Source organism: Nesterenkonia aethiopica, from assembly GCF_039534665.1.
In the GTDB taxonomy this organism is placed as follows: domain Bacteria; phylum Actinomycetota; class Actinomycetes; order Actinomycetales; family Micrococcaceae; genus Nesterenkonia; species Nesterenkonia aethiopica.
Map to the genome: position 1 here is coordinate 15,769 of NZ_BAAAVT010000018.1, position 24,529 is coordinate 40,297.

Annotated in this window: 25 protein-coding genes and 2 tRNA genes; 12 read left to right on the forward strand and 15 right to left on the reverse strand. The window is 70.7% G+C overall.

Translation table 11 applies throughout. From position 1 onward, the window contains the following. Positions 1–83: 83 nt before the first annotated feature. The 3 genes from ABD658_RS12890 to ABD658_RS12900 all read right to left on the reverse strand — a co-directional run bounded on the left by ABD658_RS12890 (position 84) and on the right by ABD658_RS12900 (position 2,509). Positions 84–830, reverse strand: coding sequence for a phosphoglyceromutase (locus ABD658_RS12890; protein ID WP_344681524.1), 747 nt, complete (start codon positions 828–830; stop codon positions 84–86). 104 nt (positions 831–934) lie between these two features. Next, positions 935–1,243 (reverse strand): DUF2516 family protein, encoded by a 309-nt coding sequence (locus tag ABD658_RS12895; RefSeq protein ID WP_070159673.1) that lies wholly within the window; start codon positions 1,241–1,243, stop codon positions 935–937. 9 nt (positions 1,244–1,252) lie between these two features. Continuing rightward, positions 1,253–2,509 carry a trans-sulfuration enzyme family protein gene (locus ABD658_RS12900; protein WP_344744728.1) on the reverse strand — a complete coding sequence of 419 codons (1,257 nt, stop codon included), beginning with the start codon at positions 2,507–2,509 and terminating at the stop codon, positions 1,253–1,255. Between the two features lie 164 nt (positions 2,510–2,673). Here ABD658_RS12900 and tmk point away from each other — a divergent pair, with 164 nt between their 5' ends. From tmk to ABD658_RS12925, 5 genes are all read left to right on the forward strand, one after another. Then, positions 2,674–3,423, forward strand: coding sequence for a dTMP kinase (gene tmk / locus ABD658_RS12905; protein ID WP_344681528.1), 750 nt, complete (start codon positions 2,674–2,676; stop codon positions 3,421–3,423). After that, positions 3,416–4,606, forward strand: a complete 1,191-nt coding sequence (locus ABD658_RS12910; RefSeq protein ID WP_344681530.1) for a DNA polymerase III subunit delta' — start codon at positions 3,416–3,418, stop codon at positions 4,604–4,606. The genes tmk and ABD658_RS12910 overlap by 8 nt, the downstream gene beginning before the upstream one ends. A 14-nt stretch (positions 4,607–4,620) precedes the next feature. Further along, a complete protein-coding gene (locus ABD658_RS12915; protein ID WP_344681532.1) occupies positions 4,621–6,186 on the forward strand; it encodes an alpha/beta hydrolase in 1,566 nt (521 codons plus the stop codon). A 131-nt stretch (positions 6,187–6,317) separates the two neighbouring features. Next, on the forward strand, positions 6,318–7,328 hold the full coding sequence (locus ABD658_RS12920) for a universal stress protein (RefSeq protein ID WP_070159679.1): 1,011 nt from the start codon (positions 6,318–6,320) through the stop codon (positions 7,326–7,328). A gap of 145 nt (positions 7,329–7,473) precedes the next feature. Further along, positions 7,474–7,546, forward strand: a tRNA-Thr gene (locus ABD658_RS12925). A gap of 66 nt (positions 7,547–7,612) precedes the next feature. On the opposite strand, the gene ABD658_RS12930 is transcribed toward ABD658_RS12925, so the two are convergent. The 3 genes from ABD658_RS12930 to ABD658_RS12940 all read right to left on the reverse strand — a co-directional run bounded on the left by ABD658_RS12930 (position 7,613) and on the right by ABD658_RS12940 (position 9,107). Continuing rightward, positions 7,613–8,083, reverse strand: coding sequence for an HD domain-containing protein (locus tag ABD658_RS12930; protein ID WP_311025857.1), 471 nt, complete (start codon positions 8,081–8,083; stop codon positions 7,613–7,615). A 2-nt stretch (positions 8,084–8,085) separates the two neighbouring features. Next, complete coding sequence (locus ABD658_RS12935; RefSeq protein WP_344681535.1) at positions 8,086–8,532, reverse strand: cupin domain-containing protein; 447 nt, start codon at positions 8,530–8,532, stop codon at positions 8,086–8,088. A 116-nt stretch (positions 8,533–8,648) separates the two neighbouring features. Then, positions 8,649–9,107 (reverse strand): DoxX family protein, encoded by a 459-nt coding sequence (locus ABD658_RS12940; protein WP_344681537.1) that lies wholly within the window; start codon positions 9,105–9,107, stop codon positions 8,649–8,651. Positions 9,108–9,246: 139 nt separating this feature from the next. Here ABD658_RS12940 and ABD658_RS12945 point away from each other — a divergent pair, with 139 nt between their 5' ends. Both ABD658_RS12945 and ABD658_RS12950 read left to right on the forward strand, forming a co-directional pair. Further along, positions 9,247–9,837 carry a MarR family winged helix-turn-helix transcriptional regulator gene (locus tag ABD658_RS12945; RefSeq protein ID WP_311025854.1) on the forward strand — a complete coding sequence of 197 codons (591 nt, stop codon included), beginning with the start codon at positions 9,247–9,249 and terminating at the stop codon, positions 9,835–9,837. Between the two features lie 103 nt (positions 9,838–9,940). Continuing rightward, a complete protein-coding gene (locus tag ABD658_RS12950) occupies positions 9,941–10,729 on the forward strand; it encodes an SDR family oxidoreductase (RefSeq protein WP_344744755.1) in 789 nt (262 codons plus the stop codon). Between the two features lie 34 nt (positions 10,730–10,763). Here ABD658_RS12950 and ABD658_RS12955 read toward each other — a convergent pair whose 3' ends face one another. Further along, positions 10,764–11,501 (reverse strand): pentapeptide repeat-containing protein, encoded by a 738-nt coding sequence (locus ABD658_RS12955; RefSeq protein WP_344681543.1) that lies wholly within the window; start codon positions 11,499–11,501, stop codon positions 10,764–10,766. 118 nt (positions 11,502–11,619) lie between these two features. Between ABD658_RS12955 and ABD658_RS12960 the strand changes: the two genes are divergently transcribed. Continuing rightward, positions 11,620–12,057, forward strand: coding sequence for an NUDIX hydrolase (locus ABD658_RS12960; RefSeq protein WP_237089932.1), 438 nt, complete (start codon positions 11,620–11,622; stop codon positions 12,055–12,057). A gap of 34 nt (positions 12,058–12,091) precedes the next feature. Beyond that, the gene (locus ABD658_RS12965) at positions 12,092–12,712 is read left to right on the forward strand and encodes a flavin reductase family protein (RefSeq protein WP_344681547.1); all 621 of its coding nucleotides are present in this window, start codon (positions 12,092–12,094) and stop codon (positions 12,710–12,712) included. On the opposite strand, the gene ABD658_RS12970 is transcribed toward ABD658_RS12965, so the two are convergent. From ABD658_RS12970 to ABD658_RS12985, 4 genes are all read right to left on the reverse strand, one after another. Next, on the reverse strand, positions 12,703–14,733 hold the full coding sequence (locus tag ABD658_RS12970) for a glucose PTS transporter subunit IIA (protein WP_344744734.1): 2,031 nt from the start codon (positions 14,731–14,733) through the stop codon (positions 12,703–12,705). The two genes, ABD658_RS12965 and ABD658_RS12970, sit on opposite strands and share 10 nt — an antisense overlap. Before the next feature lie 120 nt (positions 14,734–14,853). After that, a complete protein-coding gene (locus ABD658_RS12975) occupies positions 14,854–15,288 on the reverse strand; it encodes a hypothetical protein (protein ID WP_311025849.1) in 435 nt (144 codons plus the stop codon). 119 nt (positions 15,289–15,407) lie between these two features. Beyond that, the gene (locus tag ABD658_RS12980; RefSeq protein ID WP_070160322.1) at positions 15,408–16,394 is read right to left on the reverse strand and encodes an NAD(P)H-quinone oxidoreductase; all 987 of its coding nucleotides are present in this window, start codon (positions 16,392–16,394) and stop codon (positions 15,408–15,410) included. Between the two features lie 81 nt (positions 16,395–16,475). Further along, positions 16,476–17,345 (reverse strand): class I SAM-dependent methyltransferase, encoded by an 870-nt coding sequence (locus tag ABD658_RS12985; RefSeq protein WP_344681555.1) that lies wholly within the window; start codon positions 17,343–17,345, stop codon positions 16,476–16,478. A gap of 200 nt (positions 17,346–17,545) precedes the next feature. On the opposite strand from ABD658_RS12985, the gene ABD658_RS12990 reads away from it, so the two are divergent. Next, positions 17,546–17,633: transfer RNA gene (locus ABD658_RS12990), tRNA-Ser, on the forward strand. A 97-nt stretch (positions 17,634–17,730) separates the two neighbouring features. On the opposite strand, the gene ABD658_RS12995 is transcribed toward ABD658_RS12990, so the two are convergent. Then, positions 17,731–18,069 (reverse strand): hypothetical protein, encoded by a 339-nt coding sequence (locus ABD658_RS12995; RefSeq protein ID WP_344681557.1) that lies wholly within the window; start codon positions 18,067–18,069, stop codon positions 17,731–17,733. 175 nt (positions 18,070–18,244) lie between these two features. After that, positions 18,245–19,537 carry an SLC5/6 family protein gene (locus ABD658_RS13000; RefSeq protein WP_344744737.1) on the reverse strand — a complete coding sequence of 431 codons (1,293 nt, stop codon included), beginning with the start codon at positions 19,535–19,537 and terminating at the stop codon, positions 18,245–18,247. A 262-nt stretch (positions 19,538–19,799) separates the two neighbouring features. On the opposite strand from ABD658_RS13000, the gene ABD658_RS13005 reads away from it, so the two are divergent. Beyond that, positions 19,800–20,717: a DUF4190 domain-containing protein gene (locus ABD658_RS13005; protein WP_344681561.1), complete on the forward strand. Its 918-nt coding sequence runs from the start codon at positions 19,800–19,802 to the stop codon at positions 20,715–20,717. Positions 20,718–20,767: 50 nt separating this feature from the next. Here ABD658_RS13005 and ABD658_RS13010 read toward each other — a convergent pair whose 3' ends face one another. Then, positions 20,768–21,709, reverse strand: a complete 942-nt coding sequence (locus ABD658_RS13010; protein WP_344681563.1) for a hypothetical protein — start codon at positions 21,707–21,709, stop codon at positions 20,768–20,770. Positions 21,710–21,774: 65 nt separating this feature from the next. Further along, on the reverse strand, positions 21,775–22,989 hold the full coding sequence (locus ABD658_RS13015; RefSeq protein WP_344681566.1) for an MFS transporter: 1,215 nt from the start codon (positions 22,987–22,989) through the stop codon (positions 21,775–21,777). 77 nt (positions 22,990–23,066) lie between these two features. On the opposite strand from ABD658_RS13015, the gene ABD658_RS13020 reads away from it, so the two are divergent. Continuing rightward, on the forward strand, positions 23,067–24,482 hold the full coding sequence (locus ABD658_RS13020) for a phosphomannomutase/phosphoglucomutase (RefSeq protein WP_344681568.1): 1,416 nt from the start codon (positions 23,067–23,069) through the stop codon (positions 24,480–24,482). Positions 24,483–24,529: the final 47 nt, after the last annotated feature.

Consider the following 24,529-nt stretch of genomic DNA (forward strand, 5'->3'; position numbering starts at 1 on the left):
CGGGTCTCCCGCTCGATGACGTCGCTGGGACGGTGCTCGCGCGTCGCGCGGCCGTCCCGCTCAGCAGGGCGGCCCGGACAGCCTCACTTCTTGCCCTGGTTGGCCACCGCCTCGATGGCCTCCTTCGCGGCCTCAGGGTCCAGGTAGGTGCCCCCGGGCTTCACAGGCCGGAAGTCCTCGTCCAGCTGGTAGTGCAGCGGGATGCCGGTGGGGATGTTCAGCCCGGCGATGTCCTCGTCGCTGATGCCGTCCAGGTACTTCACCAGGGCGCGCAGAGAGTTGCCGTGCGCGGCGAGCAGCACCGTCCTGCCGGCCTTCAGGTCCGGGATCACCGCGGACTCCCAGTACGGCAGCATGCGCTCGACGACGTCCTTGAGGCATTCGGTGCGCGGGGCGGCGTCACCGAGATCCGCATAGCGAGGGTCGCCGATCTGCGAGTACTCGTCGTCGGCGTCGAGCTCCGGCGGCGGAGTGTCGAAGGAGCGGCGCCAGGTCATGAACTGGTCGTCGCCGTACTGCTCACGCACCTGGGTCTTGTCCTTGCCCTGCAGCGCGCCGTAGTGGCGCTCGTTGAGCCGCCAGTCCCGCTTGACCGGGATCCAGAGCCGGTCCGCCGCCTCCAGGGACAGGTGCGCGGTGGTGATGGCCCGCTGCAGCAGCGAGGTGTGGACGACGTCGGGCAGCAGGTCGTTCTCGGCCAGCAGCTCGCCGCCGCGGGCGGCCTCGGCCCTGCCCTGGTCGGTCAGCGGCACGTCGACCCAGCCGGTGAACAGGTTCTTCTGGTTCCAGTCGCTCTGTCCGTGACGGAGCAGAATGAGGTCATAGCTCATCTGGCGGTGATCCCTTCCGATGCGTGATGTGGGTGGAACGTCGGTGGTCAGGGCGCACGTCGGCGGGCGCGGAGTGGAACGGCGATCGCGTCAGCTCATCCGGCTCACTCGGAGACGGCGGGCTCGACGTCGGCCAGGTAGACGGCGGCCATGGTCGCGCCGATGACCGGGAACAGGAAGCCGAAGGGGCCTCCGAACAGCTGGGAGTAGACGCCGAACAGGCACAGCAGCGCCGCGCCGCCGGTCATGCCGAGCCAGAACCCCTTGGTGCGCTTGAATGCGATGTCGAAGCGCTGCGCGTTCTTCGGCAGGCATTTCAGCAGCGCCACGCCCGCCACGATCAGGCAGACGACGGCGAAGGCGAGGAAGAGGTAGATCTCAGAGACGAGGACGGCGTACCAGATTCCGGACATGTGTCGATGCTATCGCTTCTCGTCGCGGTTTTCCGAGGCGACCAGCCGCAGCGCCTGCAGCAGGTCGGCATACAGGTCGTCCACGTGCTCGATGCCCACCGAGAGCCGGATCAGCCCGTCCGGCACCGTCTCCGGTTCGGTGGAATGCCGACGGCGGCGCTCCGCCAGGGACTCCACTCCTCCGAGGCTCGTGGCCGGGGTCCACAGGGTCAGATGCTGGAGGACGGCGTCGGCGGTGGCGGCGTCGGGCAGCTCGATGGTGAGGATCGCTCCGAAGCCGCCCAGCTGGGCCGCGGCCCGCGCATGCTGCGGGTGGCTCCCCAGCCCCGGGTACCGGACGCCGCGCAGGGGCGTCTCCCCGGTGGGGAGCAGCGCGGCGAACCGCCGGGCGAGCTCGGCGGCGTTGGACTCCGCGGCGTCGAGGCGCACCGCCAACGTCCGCACCCCGCGCAGGGCCAGGAAGACCTCCATGGGCCCGGGTACCGCGCCATGGAGGGTGCGGTGCTGGTGCAGCCTCTGATGCAGCTGCTCATCGGCCGTGATCGCCGCCCCCATGATCAGGTCCGAGTGTCCGGCCAGGAACTTGGTCACGGAGTGGAGCACGACGTCGGCTCCGTGCTTCAGCGGCTGCTGCCGCAGCGGGGTGGCGAAGGTGTTGTCCACCACGGTGAGGATGCCGCGCCGCTTCGCCTCGGCGAGCAGCGCCGGCAGGTCGGCGACCTCGAGCATCGGGTTGGTGGGGGACTCGATCCAGAGCATCACCGGCGCGTCCTGCGCCTGGGCGAGGGTGGCGACGTCGGCGATGGTGGTCCTCACCGCCTCGGTCTCGGCGATGTCCACCCGGTGCAGGGTCAGCAGGCCCCGGTCCGCCATCTCCTGGGCCAACGTGGAGAAGCCCATATAGCTGTGCCGGGGCAGGATCAGGTGGCCGCCCGGGGGCAGCAGATGCACCACCGCGGAGATCGCGGCCATCCCGGAGGAGAACAGCAGACCCGGCAGCACCGGCACCGGGTGTTCCTCGGCGGTGGTGACGAAGCCCTGACCGCTGTGGCCCCGGCGCGTGCCGGCCTCCAGATGGGCCAGCAGCTCCTCGAGCGGCTGCCAGGAGGGCACGCCTTCTCGGGCGTACTCCCAGCGGTTGTCGCCGCCGGGCCGATAGCTGTAGGTGGAGGTGAAGTCCACCGGGGGATTCACCGGGGAGCCGGCCTCATGGATGCCGCGGCCTCCGGACACGAGGTAGGTGCGTTCGTCAGTCACATCAGCCACGGTAGTCGACTCCCCCGTCACGAGGGCCGCCCGCCGAGCCGCGTCCAGGCTCTGAGACGCCGGCAGGGCTCGCGGGGCGCCGGCGGAGGTGCTCACACAGGCCTCCGGTGACGTTCGATGATCGCGTCACCGGAAGCGTCACCGGAAGCCGATAGGCTGTCCGCGTGACACAGACGAAGCCAGCGAGCACGCGCGGAGCCTTCATCGTCGTCGAAGGCGGCGACGGGGCCGGGAAGACCACGCAGCTGGACCTGTTGGAATCCTGGCTGAGCGCCCACGACGTCGCCTGTGAGCGGACCCGGGAACCCGGCGGCACCCCCATCGGCGAGCGGATCCGGACGCTGGTCCTGGAACACGGCCACGGTGAGGTGGACCCCCGCACCGAAGCGCTGCTCTTCGCGGCCTCACGCGCGGCCCACGTGGTGCAGCGGATCCTTCCGGCTCTGGAGTCCGGGGCCACGGTGCTCTGCGACCGGTACATCGACTCCTCGGTGGCCTACCAGGGCGTAGGACGTGGCCTGGGCCCGGAGAAGGTGGCGGAGATCAACGGCTGGGCCACCTCCGGACTGCAGGCGGACCTGACGATCCTGCTGGATGTGGACCCGACGATCTCCCAGCGGCGGCGGGCCGGACGCGACGGCGGCCCCGGGGACCGTATGGAGTCCGCCGACGACGCTTTCCGAGCCCGCATCCGAGAGGCCTTCCGCAGCCGGGCCGAGGCCGAGCCGGACCGCTATCTCGTCATCGACGCCGACGACGACGTCGATGCCGTGCAACGGCAGATCCGGCACCGAGTCGCCGCGCTGATCGGCGAACCTCTGCGCGCCGCCCAGCCCGCCGGGTCCGAGTCCACAGATCCCGAGCTGAACGAACCCGAGCTGAGCGAGAGCTCCGGGGAGGCCGGTCTTGGCTGAGCCCGCCGTCTTCGCCGAACTGCCCGCGGTCTTCGCCGAACTGGTGGGCCAGGAGCCCGTGGTGGACCAGCTGCGCCGGGCCGTGGCCGCGAGCGCACCGGCCCATGCCTGGCTGGTCACGGGGCCGCCCGGATCGGGTCGGTCCAACGCCGCCCGGGCCTTCGCCGCCGCACTGAACTGTGAGGTGGCAGAGCCGACGGAGCGCGGCTGCGGGACCTGTCGCTCCTGCCGACTGGTCGCCTCCGGCGCCCACCCCTCGGTGAAGCTGGTCTCCACCGAGAACGTCACCTACCGGATCGATGACGTCCGCGAGCTCGTCACCACCGCCCAGGACAGCCCGCAGGGGGCACGCTGGCGAGTCATCGTCGTCGAGGACGCAGACCGGATGACCGAGCGCGCCACCAACGTGCTCCTCAAGGCCATCGAGGAACCGCCGCCGCACACGCTCTGGGTGCTGTGCGCCCCGAGCCCCGCCGACGTCCTGGTCACCATCCGCTCACGTTGTCGACTGGTGAGCCTGCGGATCCCCCCGGCCGACGCCGTCGCCCGGCTGCTGGTGGAGCGGGACGGACTCAACGCCCAGCAGGCGCACTTCGCTGCCCGGGTGTCGCAGAACCACGTGGGGGTGGCCCGGCGCCTGGCCCGCGACCCCGAGGCGCGCCAGCGGCGGGAAGATGTGGTGACGCTGCCGCTGCGGGTGCGCAGCTCCACCGACGCCGTCCGGGCCGCCGGCACACTGGTGGCGATGACCCAGGCCGACGCCGAGGCGACGGCCGACGCCCGCCTCGCCGAGGAGCAGGCCGCGCTGCGGCGCTCGTTGGGGCTGGAGCCGGAGGAGAAGATCCCGCCGAAGCTGCGCAGCCAGTTCAAGAGGCTCGAAGAGGAGAACACCCGGCGCGCCAAACGCGCCGTGGCCGACTCGCTCGACCGGGCTCTGATCGACCTGACCGCGGTGTACCGGGACGTGCTGAGCCTGAAGCTCGACGCCGACGTCGAGCTCATCAACGACCACCTGCGCGAGCAGCTGGCCGACTACTCCGAGAGCCTCAGCCCGGAGCATGCCCTGGGCTGCCTGGATGCGATCGGCGCCGCACGCACCAGGATCGGTCAGAACGTCCCGCCGCTGTTGGCCATGGAAGCTCTCATGATGTCCTTCCTGCCCGTGGAGGCCCACCGACGCTGAAGGGAGCCCTTCCCATGGAGACCACCGCAGGCCCTGTGCTCCGCCATGCGGCGGCCCTCGGCGTCGCCGCGATGCTGCTCAGCGGCTGCGTGCCGCTGGGCGGACCGCCAGAGACGCAGCAGCCCTCCCCCGGCGACACCGCCGAGGACGTGGGGCGCGGGAACGCCACAGACCCCGCTTACGCCAGGTTCTACGATCAGGAGCTGGACTGGGAGGACTGCGAGCGCGGGGCGCGATGCGCCGATGTGGAGGTCCCCCTGGACCACGCCGAGCCCGACGGCGAGACTCTCCAGCTCCGCATCATCAGCTCCGGCACCGGCGGGCCTGACGCCCCGCATCTGCTCATCAATCCTGGCGGCCCCGGGTCCTCCGGATATGACTCGGTGGCCGAAGACCTGCAGTACTTCTTCACCCCGGCCCTGCTGGACGACTATGACATCGTCGGCTTCGACCCGCGTGGAGTCCACCGGTCGGCGCCCGTGGAGTGCCTTACGGACGAGCAGATGGACGAGAACCGGGAGCAGGTCGCCGAAGGGGACGAGGAGCTCGACGACGAGGCCGCCGTCGAACAGGCCCGCGAGGACGCCCGCTGGCTGGGTGAACAGTGCCTCGAGCAGACCGGCGAGGTGCTCGGACACGTGGACACCGCCTCCGCCGCCCGAGACATGGACATCATCCGTGCCGCCCTGGGCGAGGAGCGACTCAACTACCTCGGCTTCTCCTACGGGACCCACCTGGGGGTGACCTACGCGGAACAGCATCCGGCTTCGGTGGGACGGTTCGTGCTCGACGGGATGATGAACACCGCTCTGAGCGACCACGAGCTCTCCCTGGACCAGGCGGTCGGGTTCGAGGAGGCGCTGCAGGGCTACGCAGCATGGTGCGTCGAGCAGTCCGACTGTCCGGTGGACGGTGAGGCTGAGGACGTCGTCGACGCCGTGGCGGGCCTGTTCGAGGATGTCGCCGAGGAGCCCTCAGAAGGCCCCGACGGGCGGACCATCTCCGTGAGCGTGCTGGTGAGCGGGTTCATCCAGCCCATGTACTTCTCCGGGGGCTGGCCGATGCTGAACCAGGCGCTGGGCTCCGCCCTCGACGAGGAGGACTTCTCCTCCTTCCAGCAGTGGGCTGACCTGGCCGCAGGCCGCGAGCCCGACGGCAGCTACGGGTGGAAGAGTCAGCTCGCCTTCCGCGCGATCATGTGCCTGGACCACCCGGTCTCGGAAGACTCCGAGACCATCGAGGCGGAGTATGAGGAGACCGTGGAGGCCGCCCCCACGTTCGGCCCGTACCTGGGGCACGCCGGCATCGCGTGCTCCGAGTGGCCCTTCGAGCCGGTGGGCGAGCCGCGGGAGCCGCAGCTGGACGAGGTGGAGGAGATCCTGTTCATCGGCACCACCGGGGATCCGGCCACCCCGGTGTCCTGGGCCGAAGACATGCACGCCATGGCGCCCACCTCCTCCCTGTTGGTCTACGACGGCGAGGGCCACCTGGCCTACCGGCCCGGCAACACCTGCGTGACCGAGATCGTCGACTCCTACCTCCTCGACGGGGAGCTCTTCGAGGGCCGCCAGGACTGCTGACCCCGGCCAGCATCCCTCCTGGTGAGCGGCATGCCGCCGCTAGAATGGCGGCAGCTGGGTGACGGTGACGTCGCCTCGGTGGCCGCACCGTCGTCGACAGCTCTGACCGTCGTCGTGTCCAGGAGGTCGCCATGAACGAGGATTCCCGGCATCGAAAAGCTGTCCCCTACACCCCCGCATCCCGGGCACTGGGCGTGATCGTCGGATTCGACGGCTCGGACCAGGGGTCCCGTGCGCTGCACTACGCCGCCGTCGAGGCTCATCGGCGCGATCTCCAGCTGACAGTCATCAGCGCCTTCACGGTGCCGCGCGCCGTCGCCGGCTATGTGGACTCCGCCGCGGAGATCACCGGAGACTCTCTGGCCCGGCGGGGCGCCGAGGAGGTCCTCGACGAGGCACGCGACCAGCTCCACGGCTATCCCGGCCACGTCGAATACCGGGTGGAGCACGGGGATGCCGCCGGAGTCATGATCGCGAGGTCCGAGAACGCCACCCACGCCGTCGTCGGCGGCCGCGGACGCGGTGGTTTCGTCGGACGCCTGCTGGGTTCGGTGTCCTCGGCGCTGCCCGCCCACGCCCACTGCCCCACCACCGTGGTCAACCGCCGCTACGATCCCGACCTGGTGGGCGGCGACACCCGATTCACCGCGCGTCGGGACGCACGACCGGTGATCGTAGGCGTCGACGGCTCCGCCCACGGACGAGTGGCCGCACTGCACGCCGCCGAGGCCGCCGGGCTGCGAGGCACCTCCCTGCAGCTGCTGCTCGCGCTGCCGACGATCGACTCCTCCCTGCTCTGGTACGCGGGCCGCACCGCGAAGGAGTCCGGCATCACCGAACTGGAGATGCAGGGCCTGCAGGAACGGCTGGACGGGGACGTCCGCTGGCTCACCGGACATTTCCCGGACCTGAGCATCGAGGGAATCATCGAACAGGGCTCGCCGACCCAGGTGATGGCCCACGCCACCGAACGCGCCCAGCTCACGGTGCTCGGGACCCGCGGCCGGGGAAGCATCACCAGCGCACTGCTGGGCTCGGTGTCCCGCAGCGTGCTGATGGAGGCCCACGGGCCCGTGGAGATCGTCCCGCTGCTGACCGATCGCCGTCTCAACGACCACGGAGAGCACGAACCCGTGCTCTGAGACACGGGAAGATGTCGCGACCTGAGCCGGCGCGTCCGAGCTGAAAGGCCTGGACAGCAGAGATCGCGCAGCCGTTTTGACCAGTCCGCCCTGAGCCGAGTAATGTTGTGCATCGCGCGCGAGGGCACACCGTCCACGCGAGCAGGCCACCTTAGCTCAGTCGGTAGAGCGATTCACTCGTAATGAATAGGTCGCCGGTTCGATTCCGGCAGGTGGCTCCGTGGATGCAGCAGAACCCCCGGTCAGGCACGCTGGCCGGGGGTTCTGTCATCTGTCGGGCGTGCTCAGAGGCCCAGCAGCTCCCGGGCCTTCGCGTACTTCGCGGCCAGACGGTCACGGGTCTCCGGGTCCAGCTGAGAGGTCCGTGCAGGATCGGTGTTGTCCGCGAGGTCCGCCGCCTTGACCTGCAGCGCCAGTTCATCAGACCGCACACGGCGGTAGTAGTCCTCGGACGACTCTCCCTCGCCTCGGGAGACCGCCTCCACCGCGGCGACGACCTCCTCGGGCATCCGACTGGCCAGCAGATCGACGGCCGTGACCGACGTGTCCTCGATGACGTCGTGGAGCCAGGCCGCCGCCACCACCTCCGGCGCCGCACCGGCCACCTCGGTATGCCCGGCCACCCGCTCCGGATGCCCGATGTAGTCCGCCCCCAGCTTGTCCACCTGCCCGCGGTGCGCCTCGGCGGCGATCTGCGCTGCCGCACGCACCAGGGCCGGCCCGCGCAGGGGCTCCCGTCCCAGCTCCGTGGTCATCCTCAGTCCTCCCACTCCGAGCAGTGCAACGTGCCCTCCACCTCGGCATCGCCCACTGCCGCGGTGGCGAACTCCACCTGCGCCTCCCCCAGCTCGATGCCGTCGGGAGACGTCGTCTCCTGCGGACGCTCGGCTCCCTCCAGGCGCACCTGGGCGAAATCCTCGCCCGCGACCTCGACCCGCGAGGAGTCGTCACCGGTGGTCGCGATCAGGTGATGGACCTCCCCCGGGGGTCCTGAGCACAGGACCTCCGACGGGGCAACCCGATGAGTCTCCCCACCCAGGGTCACCTCCAGCTCCCCGAGGTCCCCGCCGGGGTCCGCGCCATGCCGGGCATCCGTCACCTCCAGCTCGCTGGGGTCGAGGTCCTTCGAACATCCGACCGCCACGAGCGCCGCAGCGACCCACGCCACCGTGACCCACGCCACCGTGACCCACGTCGTCCTCATGCCACGGAGGCTACCACCGCGCACCGACAGGACGCCCGAGACGAGCCTCCGGTCCACCGGCTCACACAGCTCAACTACGCGCCTTCGCACAGCTCAACTGCGCGCCTTCGCACAGCTCAACTGCGCGCCTTCGCACGACGCCGCGGTGCCGGGGCGATGAGCCGGTCCACACTGAAGCGGCCGGCCCCTGTGGCGACCAGGATGACCAGACCGGCGAAGATCGCCAGGACCAGCTCGTAGCCGCCCTCGGAGACGAACAGGCCCGCCGGCGCATGGACCAGGAACAGGGCCACCACCATGGAGACCGCATTGACCGCCGCGGCGATCGGGGTGAACAGCCCCACGATCAGCAGCACACCGCCGATCAGTTCCGCGCCCGTGACCACCGCAGCACTCACCGAGGCCGCCGGCACACCCATCCCCTCGAAGGAGGCGGCCGTGCCAGCCACGGTCCACTCGTCGAACTTCTGCCAGCCATGGGCCACCAGGATCACCCCCAGCGCCACTCGCGCGACCAGCAGGGCCAGATCCGTCAGCGCCGGGGCCCCGGCCGACGGGTTGAGCAGCGTCTTCATCTCGGAACGTCCTTTCGCCAGCACCTGCCGCAGCAGACACAGAATCGTCCGCGGGCCCCGGAACACACCGGGCCGACCCGCGACTCGTAAGTTGTTGCGACAACCAATGTAGGGCACAACAGTTGTCCCATCAACCCCGGTGCGCAAGAATCGACCTGTGGACGCGCAATGGTTGGACTCCCGACAGCTGGCCGCCTGGGTGCGGCTGACCGCCGTGCTCGAACTGCTCCCCGGCGTGCTGGACTCCCAGCTCCGCCACGACGCCGGCCTGACCCACTTCGAGTACTACGTGCTCGCGGTGCTCTCCGAGACCGAAGGCCAGTCCCTGCAGATGAGCACGCTCGCCGTGCGCACCAACGCCACACTTCCCCGCCTGTCCCATGTCATCCGACGCATGGAGGACCGCGGCCTCGTCCGGCGCCGCCGTCGTCCGGACGACGCGCGCGCCACCCATGTGGAACTCACCGAGATCGGCTGGGAGAAGGTGAAGGCGTCCGCCCCGGGCCACGTGGCCACGGTGCGTCACCACGTCATCGATGCACTCACCGCCGAGCAGGTCGACCAGCTGCGGGAGATCGCCGAAGCCATGCTGGGCCGTCTCGACCCCGAGGGGCGCCTGATCCCCGTCTACCGCCGCCACGACACGGTCGCCGATGCGGACGCGGGGAAGGACACCGACGCCGACACGGACGCCGACCCCGACGCCGGCGGCGGCTCCGCCGGCGCGTGACCAGCTCACCACTCGCCGACTCATGCCGCTCCCCGACGAACCGCATCTACGATGGGCGCATGACCGACAGTCCCAGCCCCCTGCGCCGAGATCCTCTCCCCCCCTGCGGGGTCGACGGATGCTGGTCACCGGCGTGAGTCGCCGGGACGGCATCGGTCATGCCGTCGCCTGCCGGCTCGCCGCCTACGGCGCCGAAGTCTTCTGCCACCATCACCGCCCCCACGACGCCGACCAGCCCTACGGCGCCGACGATCTCGGGGCGGTGCTGGCCAGCGTGGCCTCCCATGCGATCCCGGGAGCGCGGGTCGAGGATCTCGGAGCCGACCTCACGGTGACCGGCGCCCCAGACCGCGTGGTCGACGCCGCCGTCGAGACCTTCGGCGGCCTGGACGGGTTGGTGTGCAACCAGGCGCTCAACGGCTCGGACGGCGGCCTCGGTGAGCTGACCGAGCAGCTGCTGGACCGCCACTGGGCCGTGGACGCTCGCGCCTCGATCCTGCTGGCCCAGCGATTCCTGCACCACCACCGGGACGGCAGGGACGCCTCGATCGTCTTCATGACCTCCGGGCAGGGCCAGGGCCCGCTGACCGGAGAGATCGCCTACGGCGCGGCCAAAGCCGCCCTGGCCGGCATCACCACCACGATCGCCGCACAGGTCTCCCCCACAGGAATCCGCGTGAACACCGTCAACCCCGGACCGGTGGACACCGGCTACATGACACCTCAGCTCTGGGGCCAGGTGGCTTCGATGTTCCCCCGCGGCCGGTTCGGAGAGCCCGACGATCCGGCCCGCCTCATCGCGTGGCTGATGACCCCAGAGGCCGAATGGATCACCGGGCAGGTGCTGCACACCGAGGGCGGTTTCGCCCGGTGGCGCACCGCGGAGGACTGACCGGCCCCGAATCCGGGACGCGCGACGACGCCCGTCAGACCCGCACATCCAGCCCCAGATGCTCGGCGAGCGCAGGGGCCAGCTCCACGAGCTGCTCCGGACTGATGGTCGCCCCGCGCAGTCCGGTGAGCCCGATGATGCGTTCCAGCCGGGCGCCCCGGAGGTCCACATGGTCCAGAGACGCTCCGCTGAGGTCCAGGGTGCCGATGCCGGTGTCCGTCACGCGCAGCCGACGCACGCTGGCCCCACCCAGGTCCAGCTCGGTGAGCGTGCACCCGCTGAGTTCGACGTCTGTCAGGGACGCGCCGCGCAGGTTCACCAGATCCATCTTGGACTCGGCCACCCGGACCTCGGACAGGCCGGACTCATAGAGCTCCGCCACTCCCACCCGGGAGCCGAGGACCTCCACCGCGCGCCAGGTGGAGCGAGGCGCAGCCAGATGAGGACTCGCCAGCCGCTGCAGACGGGTCTCCGCCACCGTCGCACCCGTCAGCGTCACCTCCTGCAGCACGATGTCGATGAGCTCGCTGTCCACGATCCGGGCCCCGGTGAGGTCCTCCCCGTGGAGCGTCTCACCGGTGAGGCGCAGGCCTTCGGCATGCTGGCTGAACAGCAGCTCGGAGGCGTCACCGTCGACCAGGCCCGTCGGCGCCGCGAGGTCCAGTCGCGGTGGGTGCGGTCTCGGGATCTCGCCGGAGGAGGTGCGACGGGAGCTGGAGCGGGCCGCTGGGCGGCTGGCGGGGCGGCCGGTGTGTCGGCGGGAGGACGTCATCGGCCGAGACTATCGCCACCCACTGACGACCATGGAGCGTGGACGCTCCCGAGCGACCGGTCGTGAGGCTCCGACCTGGACCGGCTCCGCGCGGTCCACGATGCTAGAGTGCGGGGTCGTGGACCTGAGAGTGGGCGCATACGCCGTGATCATCGACGACGAGGGCCGCATGCTGCTGCCCCACTGGCGCGACGAGACCCTGGGCTCGGGCTGGACCCTGCCCGGAGGAGGCATGGACCCCGGGGAGCACCCGCACGACACCGTGGTGCGGGAGGTCATGGAGGAGACGGGCTACGAGATCGAGCCCGGCGAGCTCCTCGACGTCGGCAGCCTCATCATCCCCGGCGACCGGCGCCGGGCCGAGCACGGCGGCACCCCGCTGCAGGCGCTGCGGATCATCTACCGCGCCCGCATCACCGGCGGCTCCCTGCGCGTGGAGCAGGACGGCACCACCGACGACGTCGCATGGTTCGCTCCCGAGGAGATCGACATGCTGGACCGAGTGGACCTGGTGGACCTGGCCCGTCGCCGGGCCGGCCTGCTCACCTCCGCCTGAGTCCGCGGCCGAGGCCGCTGCTAGGCTCACGCACGTGCGCACCTCATACTTCTACGAGCCCTCCGCCGGGCACGGGCTGCCCCACGACCCGTTCAACGCCATCGTCGCCCCGCGCCCGATCGGCTGGGTGTCCACCAGCACGGGGCAGGGAGGGCTGAACCTGGCACCCTACAGCTTCTTCAACGCGGTCAACTACACGCCGCCGCTCATCGCGTTCTCCAGCATCGGGCACAAGGACACCGTCGCCAACATCGAAGCCACCGGCGAGTTCTGCTGGAACCTGGTGACCACGGAGCTGGGCGAGCAGATGAACGCCACCTCGGCGGCCGTCGACACCGAGATCGACGAGTTCGAGCTGGCCGGGCTCACCGCCGCGCCCTCCCGGGTGGTGAGCGTGCCGCATGTGGGCCAGGCCCGCGTGGTCTTCGAGTGCCGCCGCACCCAGATCCTGCGCCTGACGGACGCCTGCGGAGAGGATACCCCCGCACGGATGGTCTTCGGGGAGGTCGTCGGCGTCCACCTCGACGAGTCGCTGCTCGACGACGGGGTCTACCAGACGGCGGCCGCGGACCCGCTGCTGCGCGGCGGCGGGCCGGCCGACTACTTCAGGATCCGTGGCGAGGACCGACTGAGGATGCACCGGCCTCAGCCCTGAGCGCCGGCGTCGCGCTCCTCGTCGGCCTGGTCCGTGCTCTGCTCCTTCTCCCCGGTGATCACGGTCATCACCAGGTCACCGGGCTCGACCTCGTCGACAGCGACGGGCGTCACCGAGGCGAAGTCCTGCGCGTTGGTCACCACCACTGCGGTGATCGCGTCGAAGCCGACCCCGTGCACGAGCTCCAGATCCACATCCACCAACGGCTGGCTGACCTCCACCCGGTCCCCGGGACGCACCGCCGGGGTGAAGCCCTCGCCCTTCAACGTCGGGGTGCGGCTTCCGCAGTGGACCAGGATGTCGACGCCGTCGTCCGTCCGGATCCCGTAAGCGTACCCGCCGGACGGAGCGGCGATCACCACTCCTGCCACCGGAGCCACCAGGTGGCCGCTGACCGGGCGGATCGCCACGCCGGGGCCCATGGTCCCGTCGGCGAAAAGCTCATCGTCCATCGCGTCCAGTGGGAGCAGCCGCCCGGGCAACGGGGCCATGACCTCCACCATCGACGGCGTGTCGGCCCGCCCTCCCCGCTGCTCCGCCGCGGCGGGCGTCGGCGTCACCACCGGCGACATCGAGGTGGTGGTCGGCGGTTCGGGGTCGGGTTCGGCGTCGGGGTCCTCGTCGGGTCCCTCCCGGTCCACCAGCAGCAGGGTGGGCACGAATCCGACCGCCAGAGCCAGCGCCAGCCCGCCCAGCAGCAGCGCCCCCGACCCGTGGGCCGTCATTGCGGGCACACCGGCCAGCGCGGGCGGGACTGCGCTCACGGCGGCCGCCCCGGAGGCCGCCGTGAGCGCACCGCCGACCGCTCCGCCGAGCATGCCGAACAGGAACGGCTTCTTCAGCGGAAGGGTGACCCCGTAGATCATCGGCTCGGAGACCCCGCCCACCAGCCCCGCTACCGAGGAGGCCCCGGCGATCTTCCGACGCGCGGCAGAACGGGTCCGCAGCAGCACCGCACCGGCGGCCCCGGCCTGGGCCACCACCGCGGCGGCGATGACCGCGGGCAGCGTCGCCGCCGTCGGGACTCCCACGATGCCGGTGCCCACGGACTCGGCGATGGTCCCGAGCATGCCCCACTGCAGCCCCAGGATGGTCAGCACATGCCACAGGCCGCCGAGCACTGCTCCGGCCAGCCACGGGGTGGACTCCAGCACGCCCACCACGAGCGCCACCAAGGCCTCCCCAGTGATCACCACCATGGGACCCAGCAGCACCAGCGCCCCGGTGACCACCAGCAGCAGGGTCACCAACGGGGTTCCCACGCTGCGCACGGCGGCCGGCAGCATGCGGTCCAGCGTGCGCTCCACCCAGGCCTGGACGAACACCACCAGCAGGATCGGGATCACCGAGGCGGCGAAGACCATGATCGGGAACGGCACCCCCAGCAACGATCCCGTGGGGACGGCGGTATGTGACTGGGCCTCCCCCAGGTCCAGGATCGAGGGGTACACCAAGGCGGCGGCCACCGCCATGGCCGTGAACGGCTGGGCACCGAACCGTCGTGCCGCGGTCACCGCCAAGAAGAGAGGAAGGAACAGGAAGATGCCCTCCGAGACGGCGCTTAGCACGGTGAACGTCCCGGCCTCAGGGTTCAGCCATCCGAGCTCGCCGAGCACCACGACGACGGTCTTGAGCAGCCCTGCGGCGGCCAACGGCCAGATCACCGGGGTGAACACCGCGGCGAGCATGGTGATGATGCGGCTGCCCAGCCCGCGGACCGACAGCACCGCGGTGGAGAGCTCCAGCTCCGGCATGGGTCCGGCGGGACGGCGGGTCAGCAGCTCCAGCTCCTGGTGGACGAGCTCAGCGCCTTCCCCGGTGACCACGTGAAGCTCCCCGTGGGCTCGGATCACGGTGATGACACCGGGCAGCGCCCTCAGCGTCTCAGCACGGACGGCGGATTCGTCGCGCAGCACCACCCTGACCCGGGTGGCGCAGTGCGCGGAGGAGGTGACGTTCGCGGCGCCGCCCACGCCGTCGAGGATGTCCTCGGCAAGAGCACGGGTATCCTGGGTGCTCATGCGGTCTCATGCTCCTTGGGTCCTGATGTGGGGGCGGGCCGGTGCCCGTGGGCTCCAGCCCGGCCACTATAGGCCAGCGCCGGGGATATCACCAGAAGACCCCGCAGTCGCGGGCGCCGCTCAGTGCGCCCGCTCCAGAGCGGACTCCGCGTCCTGGAGGCTGGCCAGCACCCGGTCCGCGCGGCGGCGCACGGAGAGCACCTCCGCACTGCCCACGCGCACCATCGCGGCGGCCTCGGCCGTGGTGGCTACGTGGTTGGCGGCCTTGGACAGGCATGAGTGCAGCTCCGAGGCCCGGCCCGGGATGTTCATCCCCTCAGCGGGGAAGAGCCGGTGGGCGTGGCGGCAGAGGTCTCGCACCGCGGGGAGCTGGTCGGCCAGCTCGTCCCCGATGGCGACCAGGTGATTGTGCACGACGTCGTCGTCCACACCCTCGACCACCTGGTGATAGCGATCCAGGCCCCGGACGAACCGGTCGTGGGCCTGCCGCCAGAGTCCGTCGCCCAGCTCCTTCTCCAGTCGGCGGGCACGACGGCGGCCTGCGAAGAGCTTCATGCTTCCCTCCACCTGCGTGCTGGGCCGGCGGCGCCGGACGGTCGGACCTGCGACGGACGTCGTCGATCAGACAGTCTACCCACGTCAGCACAGGGCCGTGGGGAGAGGACAGGAGCCCGTCAGAACCTCAGTAGGATCTTGCCGCTGTGGGCACCGCTGTCGAAGTAGTCGTGGGCAGCCGCTGCGTCGTCAGCGGCGAAGACGCGGTCGGTCTGCACGCGGATCCGTCCCTGCTCGATCAGCGGCCAGAGCTCCTCCCCCACTCCGGAGACGATGCCGGCCTTGGTCGCCGCGTCCCGGGAGCGCAGCGTGGTGGCGATGATCCGCAGTCGGCGGGCGAGCATGAGTCCCAGGTCAGCCTCGGCCTTCCGCCCGCCCTGCAGCCCGATGATCACCAGCCGTCCGTCCACCGCCAGGCTGCGCAGGTTGGTCTGCAGGTACTTGGCTCCGATGACGTCCAGGATCACGTCGGCGCCACGGCCGTCGGTGATCTCGGAGACCCGGTCACCGATGTCCTCCTCGCGGTAGTCGATGACGTGATCGGCCCCCAGGCTGCGGGCCAGCCGCGCCTTCTCCGGACTGCCCACGGTGGTGAGGGTCCTGGCCCCGAGGGCGTGCAGATACTGCAGCGCGAAGCTGCCGATGCCGCCGGTGCCGCCGTGCACCAGGACGGTCTCCCCCGGCTGCACCCGGGCCTCTCCGCGCAGGTTGGAGTGCACGGTGGCGGCCACCTCGATGAGCCCGGCGGCGTCCACCACGTCCACACCCGCCGGCACGGGGAGCACGTGCCGGGCATCGACGACCACCTTCTCCGCGTAGCCTCCGCCGGCCAGCAGGGCGACGACGTCGACGCCGACGAGCTCCTGCACGGCCGCGGGGCTGCCCAGTCCGGCGGCCGCCACGCGACCCGAGACCTCCAGCCCGGGGATCGGGGAAGCCCCTGCCGGGGGCGGGTAGACGCCGCGGCGCTGCATGACGTCAGCTCTGTTGAGTCCGGCCGCGGCGACGTCGATGAGAACCTCCCCGGCGGCAGGGACCGGATCCGACACTTCCGTGAGCGCGACGACCTCCGGGCCGCCGGCGTCGGTGTATTCGACTGCTCTCATGGTGCTCCCTTCCTCTGGAACGAGTGGCCTCGGAAGACCGCATCTGCGCTCTGACACGCCGGTCCGACGGGCGGGAGGCCGTCACCTGTGGCCACTGGACGTCCCGTCAGGAGTGCGGGCCATCCACAGCGTCCAGCGGTCGACCTCGGTGACTCCGCCCTCCGGCAGCTGGGCCCGCAGGACGTCCACCAAGCGGGCCAGCTCGGCGTCATCCAGTTCATGCAGGATGCTGCGTCCGGTGCGGGCGGCGACGTCGGCCAGCAGGCTCTCGCGGTCCGGATGCTCGGCGCGGACCTCCCAGAGCGTGCTCACCTCCACGTGGACCCCGGCCTCCTCCAGCGCCTCGGTCAGCTCCTGAGCACCGGGCCGACGGGCGGCCTCCACCTGCAGCAGGCGGGGAAAGGCCTCGAAGAACCAGCCTCGCACGTGCCGGGCATCGCCCGGGAGGGCGGCCGCAGTGAGGTGCGCGGCGGTGAGGTCCGGCGCAGCGAGCTCCGCGGCGGCGAGGTCGACGTCGGCGGGCTGGGAGACGTCCTCGACGGTGCGGTCCTGGACGATGAGCGTCCCGCCCGGCCGCAGCAGGCGCCGGGCTTCCTCGGCGAAGGCCCGCAGGTCCGGGAGGTGATGGACCAGGGCCCGGGAGAACACGACGTCGGCGCAGGCCTCCGGAAGGCCGGTGGCGGTGGCGTCACCCCGGTGGAAGGTGATCTGCGGATCGGCACCGTGCTCCGCCGTCGCACTGGCCAGGATGGGGGCGCTGGAGTCCACGCCGATGACGCGTTCCGCACCGAGCTCCCGCCAGGCTCGGCTGTAGATGCCGCCCCCGCAGCCCAGGTCCACGACGACGGCGGCGCGCGGGTCCACGAGCCCGGTGACGTGCGCAGACCAGCTGGGGTGGGCGCGCCGCCCGGAGTAGGTGCGTGCGTTGTGTGCCGCGGTGAAGTCGATCATCGGTGGTCCTCCTGGACGTGCGGCCCCACCGCTGCGGGAGTGGGCCGCTCCGGCGCTGACCGGCCGAGGTCGGCCCACGCCGTCCGACTCGATGCCGGGGCGGGGTCTCACGTATAGTCTGAGCCTAGGTTTTCACATCGGCAGGTGCGTCCGCGGAGGAATCTCCGAGCGCGCCAGCGTGTCGAGGACCCTGATGACCGGGAGCGCTGTCCGAGCGGCCGAAGGAGCCGGTCTTGAAAACCGGTGTGCGGCAACCCCGTACCGTGGGTTCGAATCCCACGCGCTCCGCTCATGTGCAGGCCCCTGACCAGGCATTTCTGGTCAGGGGCCTGTCCTGTGCGAGCACGAGAAGAGCTCCGGAGCCGACCAGCGTGAAGGTGCCGCATCAGCGTGCTCCCTGTGCCGTGGCGTCCCGCGGCCGGATGAGGGACTCGTGCACGTCCCCCGGAACGATGTTCACCCGAAGCGTCTGGGGGCGGTTCTCGGTCATGGCGATCATCGCGTCGTAGAGCTCCTCAACCGGCCGCGCGTCTGTCGCGGACTGGAGCATCGTGGCTGCACGGTGATTCGCCTGCGAGGAACCGGCTCGTGCGTCGAACTGTGCCGCCGCCTGGTCGCGCGAACTCACCAGGCACAGCTCCAGGAATCGGGCACCTGCCTGGGCAGCCACGTCTTCGAGTTCGTCGATGAACTCCTCGCGGTGAAGAAACTGGGGAACGATCACGTCATGGCCCGGTCACGGGCGAGCAGGCCGGCCAACGTCGATTTGCCGCTGGCAGGAGCTCCATTGAGCAGCGTCACAGTGGACATGTCTTCAGTCAGCGCTTGGCCCGTTCGGGCGTCAACTCCGTCGGCGCCGGCGCCTCACCCGGTTTCCGGCTGCTCACCGCCGCGGTCGCTCAGCGCAGCAGGCCCAGCAGGATCCCGCTGACGGCGACGACGCCGGCCACCACGACGAACACGTTCGAGACCCGGCCACGGAACCGGGCCAGGGCGGGCACCCTGTGGATCGCATACATCGGCATCAGGTACAGGACCGCGGCGATGACCGGGCCGGCGAGAGATTCGATCAGGGAGAGGATGCTGGGATTCAGCACGCCCGCCAACCACGTGGTGAGGATGAGGAACACGCTCACCCCGATGGTCAGCGGACGGTCGCCGATCCGGTCACCCGTGCGGTCGGCCATCCCGCGGACGATCCCCTTGGCCCCTTCCGCGGCGCCCAGCCAGTGCCCGAAGAAGGACGAGCCGATGGCGGCGATGGACACCGCAGGGCCCAACCAGGCGATGATCGGCATGTCCATGACATTGGCCAGGTGCGCCAGCACCGGCAGGTTGGCATCGCGGGCCTCCTGCAGCCCCTCGGGCCCGAGGGCCAGCACGCAGGACCAGACGAATCCCATCGTGAACACCACCAGCAGCAGGGTGGTGACGCGCAGCACAGACGACGCCTTGCGCACCGAGCCCGTTCCGTAGCGCTGACGCAGTGAGACGGAGAACTGGGAGATCGCCGGTGAGTGGTTGAAAGCGAAGACCAGCACCGGGATCATCATCCACACGGCCAGGGAGAAGTCCCCCAGCGCCGGGGCGGCGCCGAAGCCCTCCAGGGACCAGGACGGGGTCAGCATCAGCGTCACCGCGAAGAGCACAGCGATCAGCGGGTACACCAACGCCTGGGTGACCACCAGCATGACCCGACGCCCCGCCACCATGACCGCCGACATCGCCAGCACCAGCACTCCGGCGAGCAGCCAGCGCGGCCAAGGGTCCAGCCCCAGCTGGTTGACCATGAGGCTCTCCACCGTATTGGTGATGCCGACCCCGTAGATGAGGACGATGGGGTAGATGGCCAGAAAGTACAGCACCGTCATCACCCGGCCGGCGTTCTCACCGAAGTAGTCCCGGACCACACCGGTGATGTCCTGGTCCGGCCGCGGGGAGGTGCAGATGATCCGGGAGAGCGCTCGGTGGGAGAAGTACGTCATCGGCCCGATCAGCAGCGTGGCCACCAGCAGGGGCCACAGGCCGCCCAGGCCCGCATTGATAGGCAGGAACAGGACACCGGCCCCCACTGCGGTGCCGAAGAGGGCGATCGTCCAGCTGGTGTCGAACTGGTTCCATCGCGGGACGTCCGACGCCTCGGGGACGGCCTTCTCCGGCGGCACGGCGTGGGTGGGTGTCGACACAGGCATGCTCCTTCGCACATCCGGGACGGTCCGTCCCGAGTCGGTCCGCCGGGGTCGGGCGGGCAGGACTGACGGCTCCGGGATGGCGGCGACGACAGACCCGGAAGGAGTGTAATCCCGCTCATAGCTCGCCGCGAATCGGCGCCCATCCAGCCCCGCCCGCGAGCGCCGGCGATCAGGCTGACTGCTCCAGGCGCTTCCCCGCTGGATGCTGGCACACTGGTGTCCAGAGGCCGCTCACCCCGGCCCAGGACCTACGGAGGGGACGATGTCAGACGCACCGCATGATCCGCGCCGCTCGGGTGAGCCCGAGGAGTTCGGCTCCGAACCGCACTATCCGTCGCCGCACTATCCGTCCCTGCACAGCCACGCGCCGTACGACCCCTCCCCCTACGAGGCCGCCCCTCCCGGACCCGTGGGTCATGACCACAGCCGCCACCCCGGCCAGGATCCCGGCCAGGAACCCCGCTATCCGGCGCCCCATGACCCGCACACCGACTGGGCCCGGCACCCCTCACCGACACCTCAGGCCCACTCCGCCTCCGCTTCGGGAGGCGGACCTGGGGACAGTGCGGGGCAGCCCGCGGGATACGGGTACGGCTATGCCGCCGGTCAGCCCACCTGGGGCGGTCATACCCCCGGCCAGCCCGCCTGGGGCGGCTACGCCCCGGCCCCGACTCCGCCCACCGGCCTGGGCGTCACCTCCATGGTCTTCGGCATCATCGCCCTGCTGCTGAGCGTCATCCCGCTCATCGGGCTGCTCAGCCTGCTTCTCGGCCCCCTGGCGGTCATCCTGGGCATCATCGCGATCATGCGCCGCAACGGGCGCGGATTCGGCATCGCCGGGCTCATCACCGGTGCGCTGGGGACCGCCATCTCCCTCGCGGTGCACATCATCAGCGGCATGTTCATCACCGCCGTCTTCGAGGAGCTCGATCTGCTCCAGGAGAACCTGGTCGAGGACGCCGACCAGCACGAGGAGGCCCCGCTGGAGCCCGCTGAGGACGACGGCGGCGGCCCCGCCGACCTCCTGCCCCAGGATGTGCTCGACGACATCGAACAGCAGATCGAGGACGCCGATGCCGACGACGTCCGGCAGCTGCTGGAGCAGTGGGGCGGCGAGATCGACGAGGAGGAGCTGGAGCGCCTGCAGCGAGAGCTCGAGCAGCAGCTCTCCGGCGACTGAGCTCGCCGCCGGTCCAGACCTGTCAGCGCCGGCGGATCAGCTCCGGCAGGTCAGCTCTGATCCTTGAACACCACCAGGAACTTATGTGCCTCTTCCTGGGTGAGCGGCGAGTGGTCCGCCAGCAGCGTGGCGGCCTCGTCCACGTGGTCGTCGCGCAGCAGAGCATAGAGCTGGTCATGGACCCACGGCTCGAGGTCCTCGTGGGACAGCGTGATCTTCTCATCTCCGCGCTGGACTTCCAGGTGGAACCCCGCCAGCTCCTGATCCTCCTGAGCCCAGTCCTCCGGGATGGTGAGCTCCTCGTCCAGGGAGAAGCCGGACTCCTCCATCAGGCGGCGTGCCTTCGCGTCCACCTCATCCTCGCCGGCAGACTCGGCGGAGGCGGCCGACGCGGCCGAGTCCGCGGACCCTCCGGAGACCGCTGAGCCGTGCGGATCCGTCATCCGGGGGCGGCCGCCGGGGATGTCCGGCACGTCCTGGCTGTTGTCGCCCAGGATCTCTCCGGTCTCCGGGTCGGCCTCGGCGATGGGCCCCTCCTCCCGGCCGGCCTCGTCGCGGACCCCGTCGATGACGTCCTCGACGTACTCGCCGTCGTCTGCGCTGGCGGCAGATCCGGCAGGCGAGGCGGCCGAGGAGGCCGTGTCCGAGCCCGGGGCCGGTGCCCCGCCGTCCAGCTCCTCCTGGAGACGCAGCTCCGACGGGGAGGCCTGCGGGTAACGATGCAGGGCCTGCACCGCGATGATGCAGTCCTTCACCGGTGCCCCGGTGGCGTGCTTGAACAGCGCCAGGGCCCGTTGCCCGTCGTCGGCGGCGATGGCCTGATAGACCTCGCGATGCTGCTCATCGGTGAGCACCTTCGCCGCCATCCGGGCGTTCTCCGGGGTGACGGCCTCATTGATCCGCTTGTTCAGGCGCTGCCCCTGGCGCTGAAGGAGCAGGCGGATCCCGAGGAACAGCAGGACGGCCAGTGCGATAACTGCGAGAAACTCCACACGGCCAGTCTAGGACAGGCACCTGGACGGTGTCTGCGGGGTCACATCCGGTGCCGTGGCTGCGCTCAGTCCCGCGGAAGCACCAGGGCCGCCGCCGTCGTCGCCACGGCGACCAGCGCCAACACCATGCCCACCGTCCCCGGCCATCCGGCCAGGTGGAGGAAGGTGCCGCCCAGGAATCCGAACACCGAGGACCCGGCGTAGTAACCCAGGTTGTACAGCGACGCCGACTGGGCCCGCCCCGCCACGGCGGACGCGCCGGCCCATCCGGCTGCCACCGCGTGGGCGCCGAAGAACCCGGCGGTCAGCACCACCATGCCGAGGATCACCACCGGCAGGTTCGGCACCAGCGTCAGCAGCACCCCGGAGGCGATCACCGCGTTGCCCAGCAGCAGCACCGACCGACGCGAACGCCGAGCCGCCAGCCGACCGGCCCGCGGCGATGACCAGGTGCCGGCCAGGTAGGCCAGGAACACGAAGGAGGCCAGCCACACCGGCAGCTGGAACGGCGGCCCCGCCAGTTGGAAGCCCAGGTAGTTGTACATCGCCACGAAGCCGCCCATGGTGAGGAAGCCTTGGAGGTAGATGACCCACAGGGCCGCTGAGCGGAGGTTGCCGGTCAGCGCGGCCAGCGCCTCCTGGATGCGGCTCCGGCGCGGGGTGAAGCGCACCGCCGGAGGCGCCAGCCGCAGGAACGCCACCACGCACACCACCGCCAACGCCGTGACGGCCAGCATGCCGAGGCGCCATCCCAGCTGCTCCCCCACCGGAGCCGCCACCAGCCGCCCGGTGAGTCCGCCCACTGTGGTGCCGGAGATGTAGGTGCCCGCGGCCACCGCCGCGGCCCGCGGGTGGACCTCCTCGCTGAGATAGGCCACCGCCAGCGCCGGGACTCCGCCCAGCATGAGCCCTTCCAGGAAGCGCACACCCAGCGCCATCCAGAACTCGGGCACGACGACGGCGGCGAGCGCGAACAGACAGGCCAGTCCGACGGCCCAGCCCATGGCGGGCTTCCTCCCCTTCGCGTCCCCGATGTAGGACCAGGGGATCACGCCCAGAGCGAGGCCGAGCGTGGCGGTGGAGATCATCAGGGCGGCCTGGTCGGCGGAGACGCCCTGATCGGCGGCGATGACGGGCAGCAGTCCCTGCGGGGAGTACAGCTGGGCGAAGGTCGCGACGCCGATGACGAACAGGGCGGCCAGCAGGCGGCGGTAGGCGGGTGTCCCGGGCTCCGCACCGGAACGGTCCGGGCCGGGGGCACGGGCGTCGTCGGCTGTCACTCATCTCACTGTACGCCGGGCGACCTGACCCCGGTGGGAGGAGCCGATCTGTGACGGCACTGGCTTACGATGATCTGGTGAGCATCGATCTTTCCGCCTCCTTCAAGGCCTATGACGTCCGCGGTCTCGTCGGCGAGACCATCACCGAAGACTCCGTGCGGGCGGTGGGCGCCGCGTTCGTGGACGTGCTGGGCCTCGCCGGCCGCCAGGTGCTGGTGGGAGGGGACATGCGCCCCTCCTCCGAGGCCTTCGCCGCCGCCTTCACCGAAGGCGCCCGGACCCGTGGCGCCGACGTCGTGCAGCTGGGCCTGATCTCCACGGACATGCTGTACTTCGCCTCCGGCACCCTGCAGGCCCCGGGGGTGGTGTTCACCGCCTCCCACAACCCGGCGGCCTACAACGGGATGAAGATGTCCCGCGCCGGTGCGGTGCCGCTGTCCGCGGACACCGGGCTGCTGGAGATCCGTGACGCCGCCCAGGCGTACCTGGACGCCGCCGGCTGCGCGGGGGTGACGATCCCGACCGCCGGGCGGATCGGCTCCGTGGAGTCGGCCGACCAGCTGACCGGCTATGCGGTGTATCTGCGCTCCCTGGTGGACCTCTCGGGGGTCCGACCCCTGAAGGTGGTGGTGGACGCCGCCAACGGCATGGCCGGGCTGACCACGCCCGCCGTGCTGGGCGACCAGATCCTGCCGACGCTGCCCTTGGAGATCGTGCCGCTGTACTTCGAGCTCGACGGGACCTTCCCGAACCATCCGGCGAACCCGCTGGAGTCGGAGAACCTGCGGGATCTGCAAGCCGCGGTGCGGGAGCACGGGGCGGACATCGGACTGGCCTTCGACGGCGACGCCGACCGGTGCTTCGTCATCGACGAGCGCGGCGAGCCGGTCTCCCCCTCGGCCGTGACGGCACTGGTGGCGCGCCGGGAGATCGCCCGGGCCCGCACCGAAGGTGAGCAGACCCCGGTGATCATCCACAACCTCATCACCTCCCGGGCGGTGCCGGAGCTGGTGGAGTCCGAAGGCGGCCGAGCGGTCGAGACCCGCGTGGGACACTCCTTCATCAAGGCAGTCATGGCCGAGGAGCAGGCCGTGTTCGGCGGGGAACACTCGGCCCACTACTACTTCCGGGACTTCTTCAACGCAGACACCGGCATGCTCGCGGCCATGCACGTGCTGGCCGCCCTGGGGCAGCAGGAGCTTCCGCTGTCCGAGCTGGCGGCCGAGTACAACCCCTATGCGGCCTCCGGCGAGATCAACTCCGAGGTCGAGGACAAGCAGGCCGCCGCCGAGCGGGTGCTGGCGGCATTCGCCGACCGAGACGCCGTCGTCTCCCACATGGACGGCCTGACGGTCCGCGCCGAGGACGGCACCTGGTGGTTCAACCTGCGCCCGTCCAACACGGAGCCGTTCCTGCGCTACAACGGGGAGGCACACAGCGCCGAGGTCATGGAGGCCGTGCGTGACGAGGTCCTGGGGATCGTCCGGGGCTGAACCGACTGTCAGGGCCATCTCCGGGTCATACCCGTTGACAGATTCAA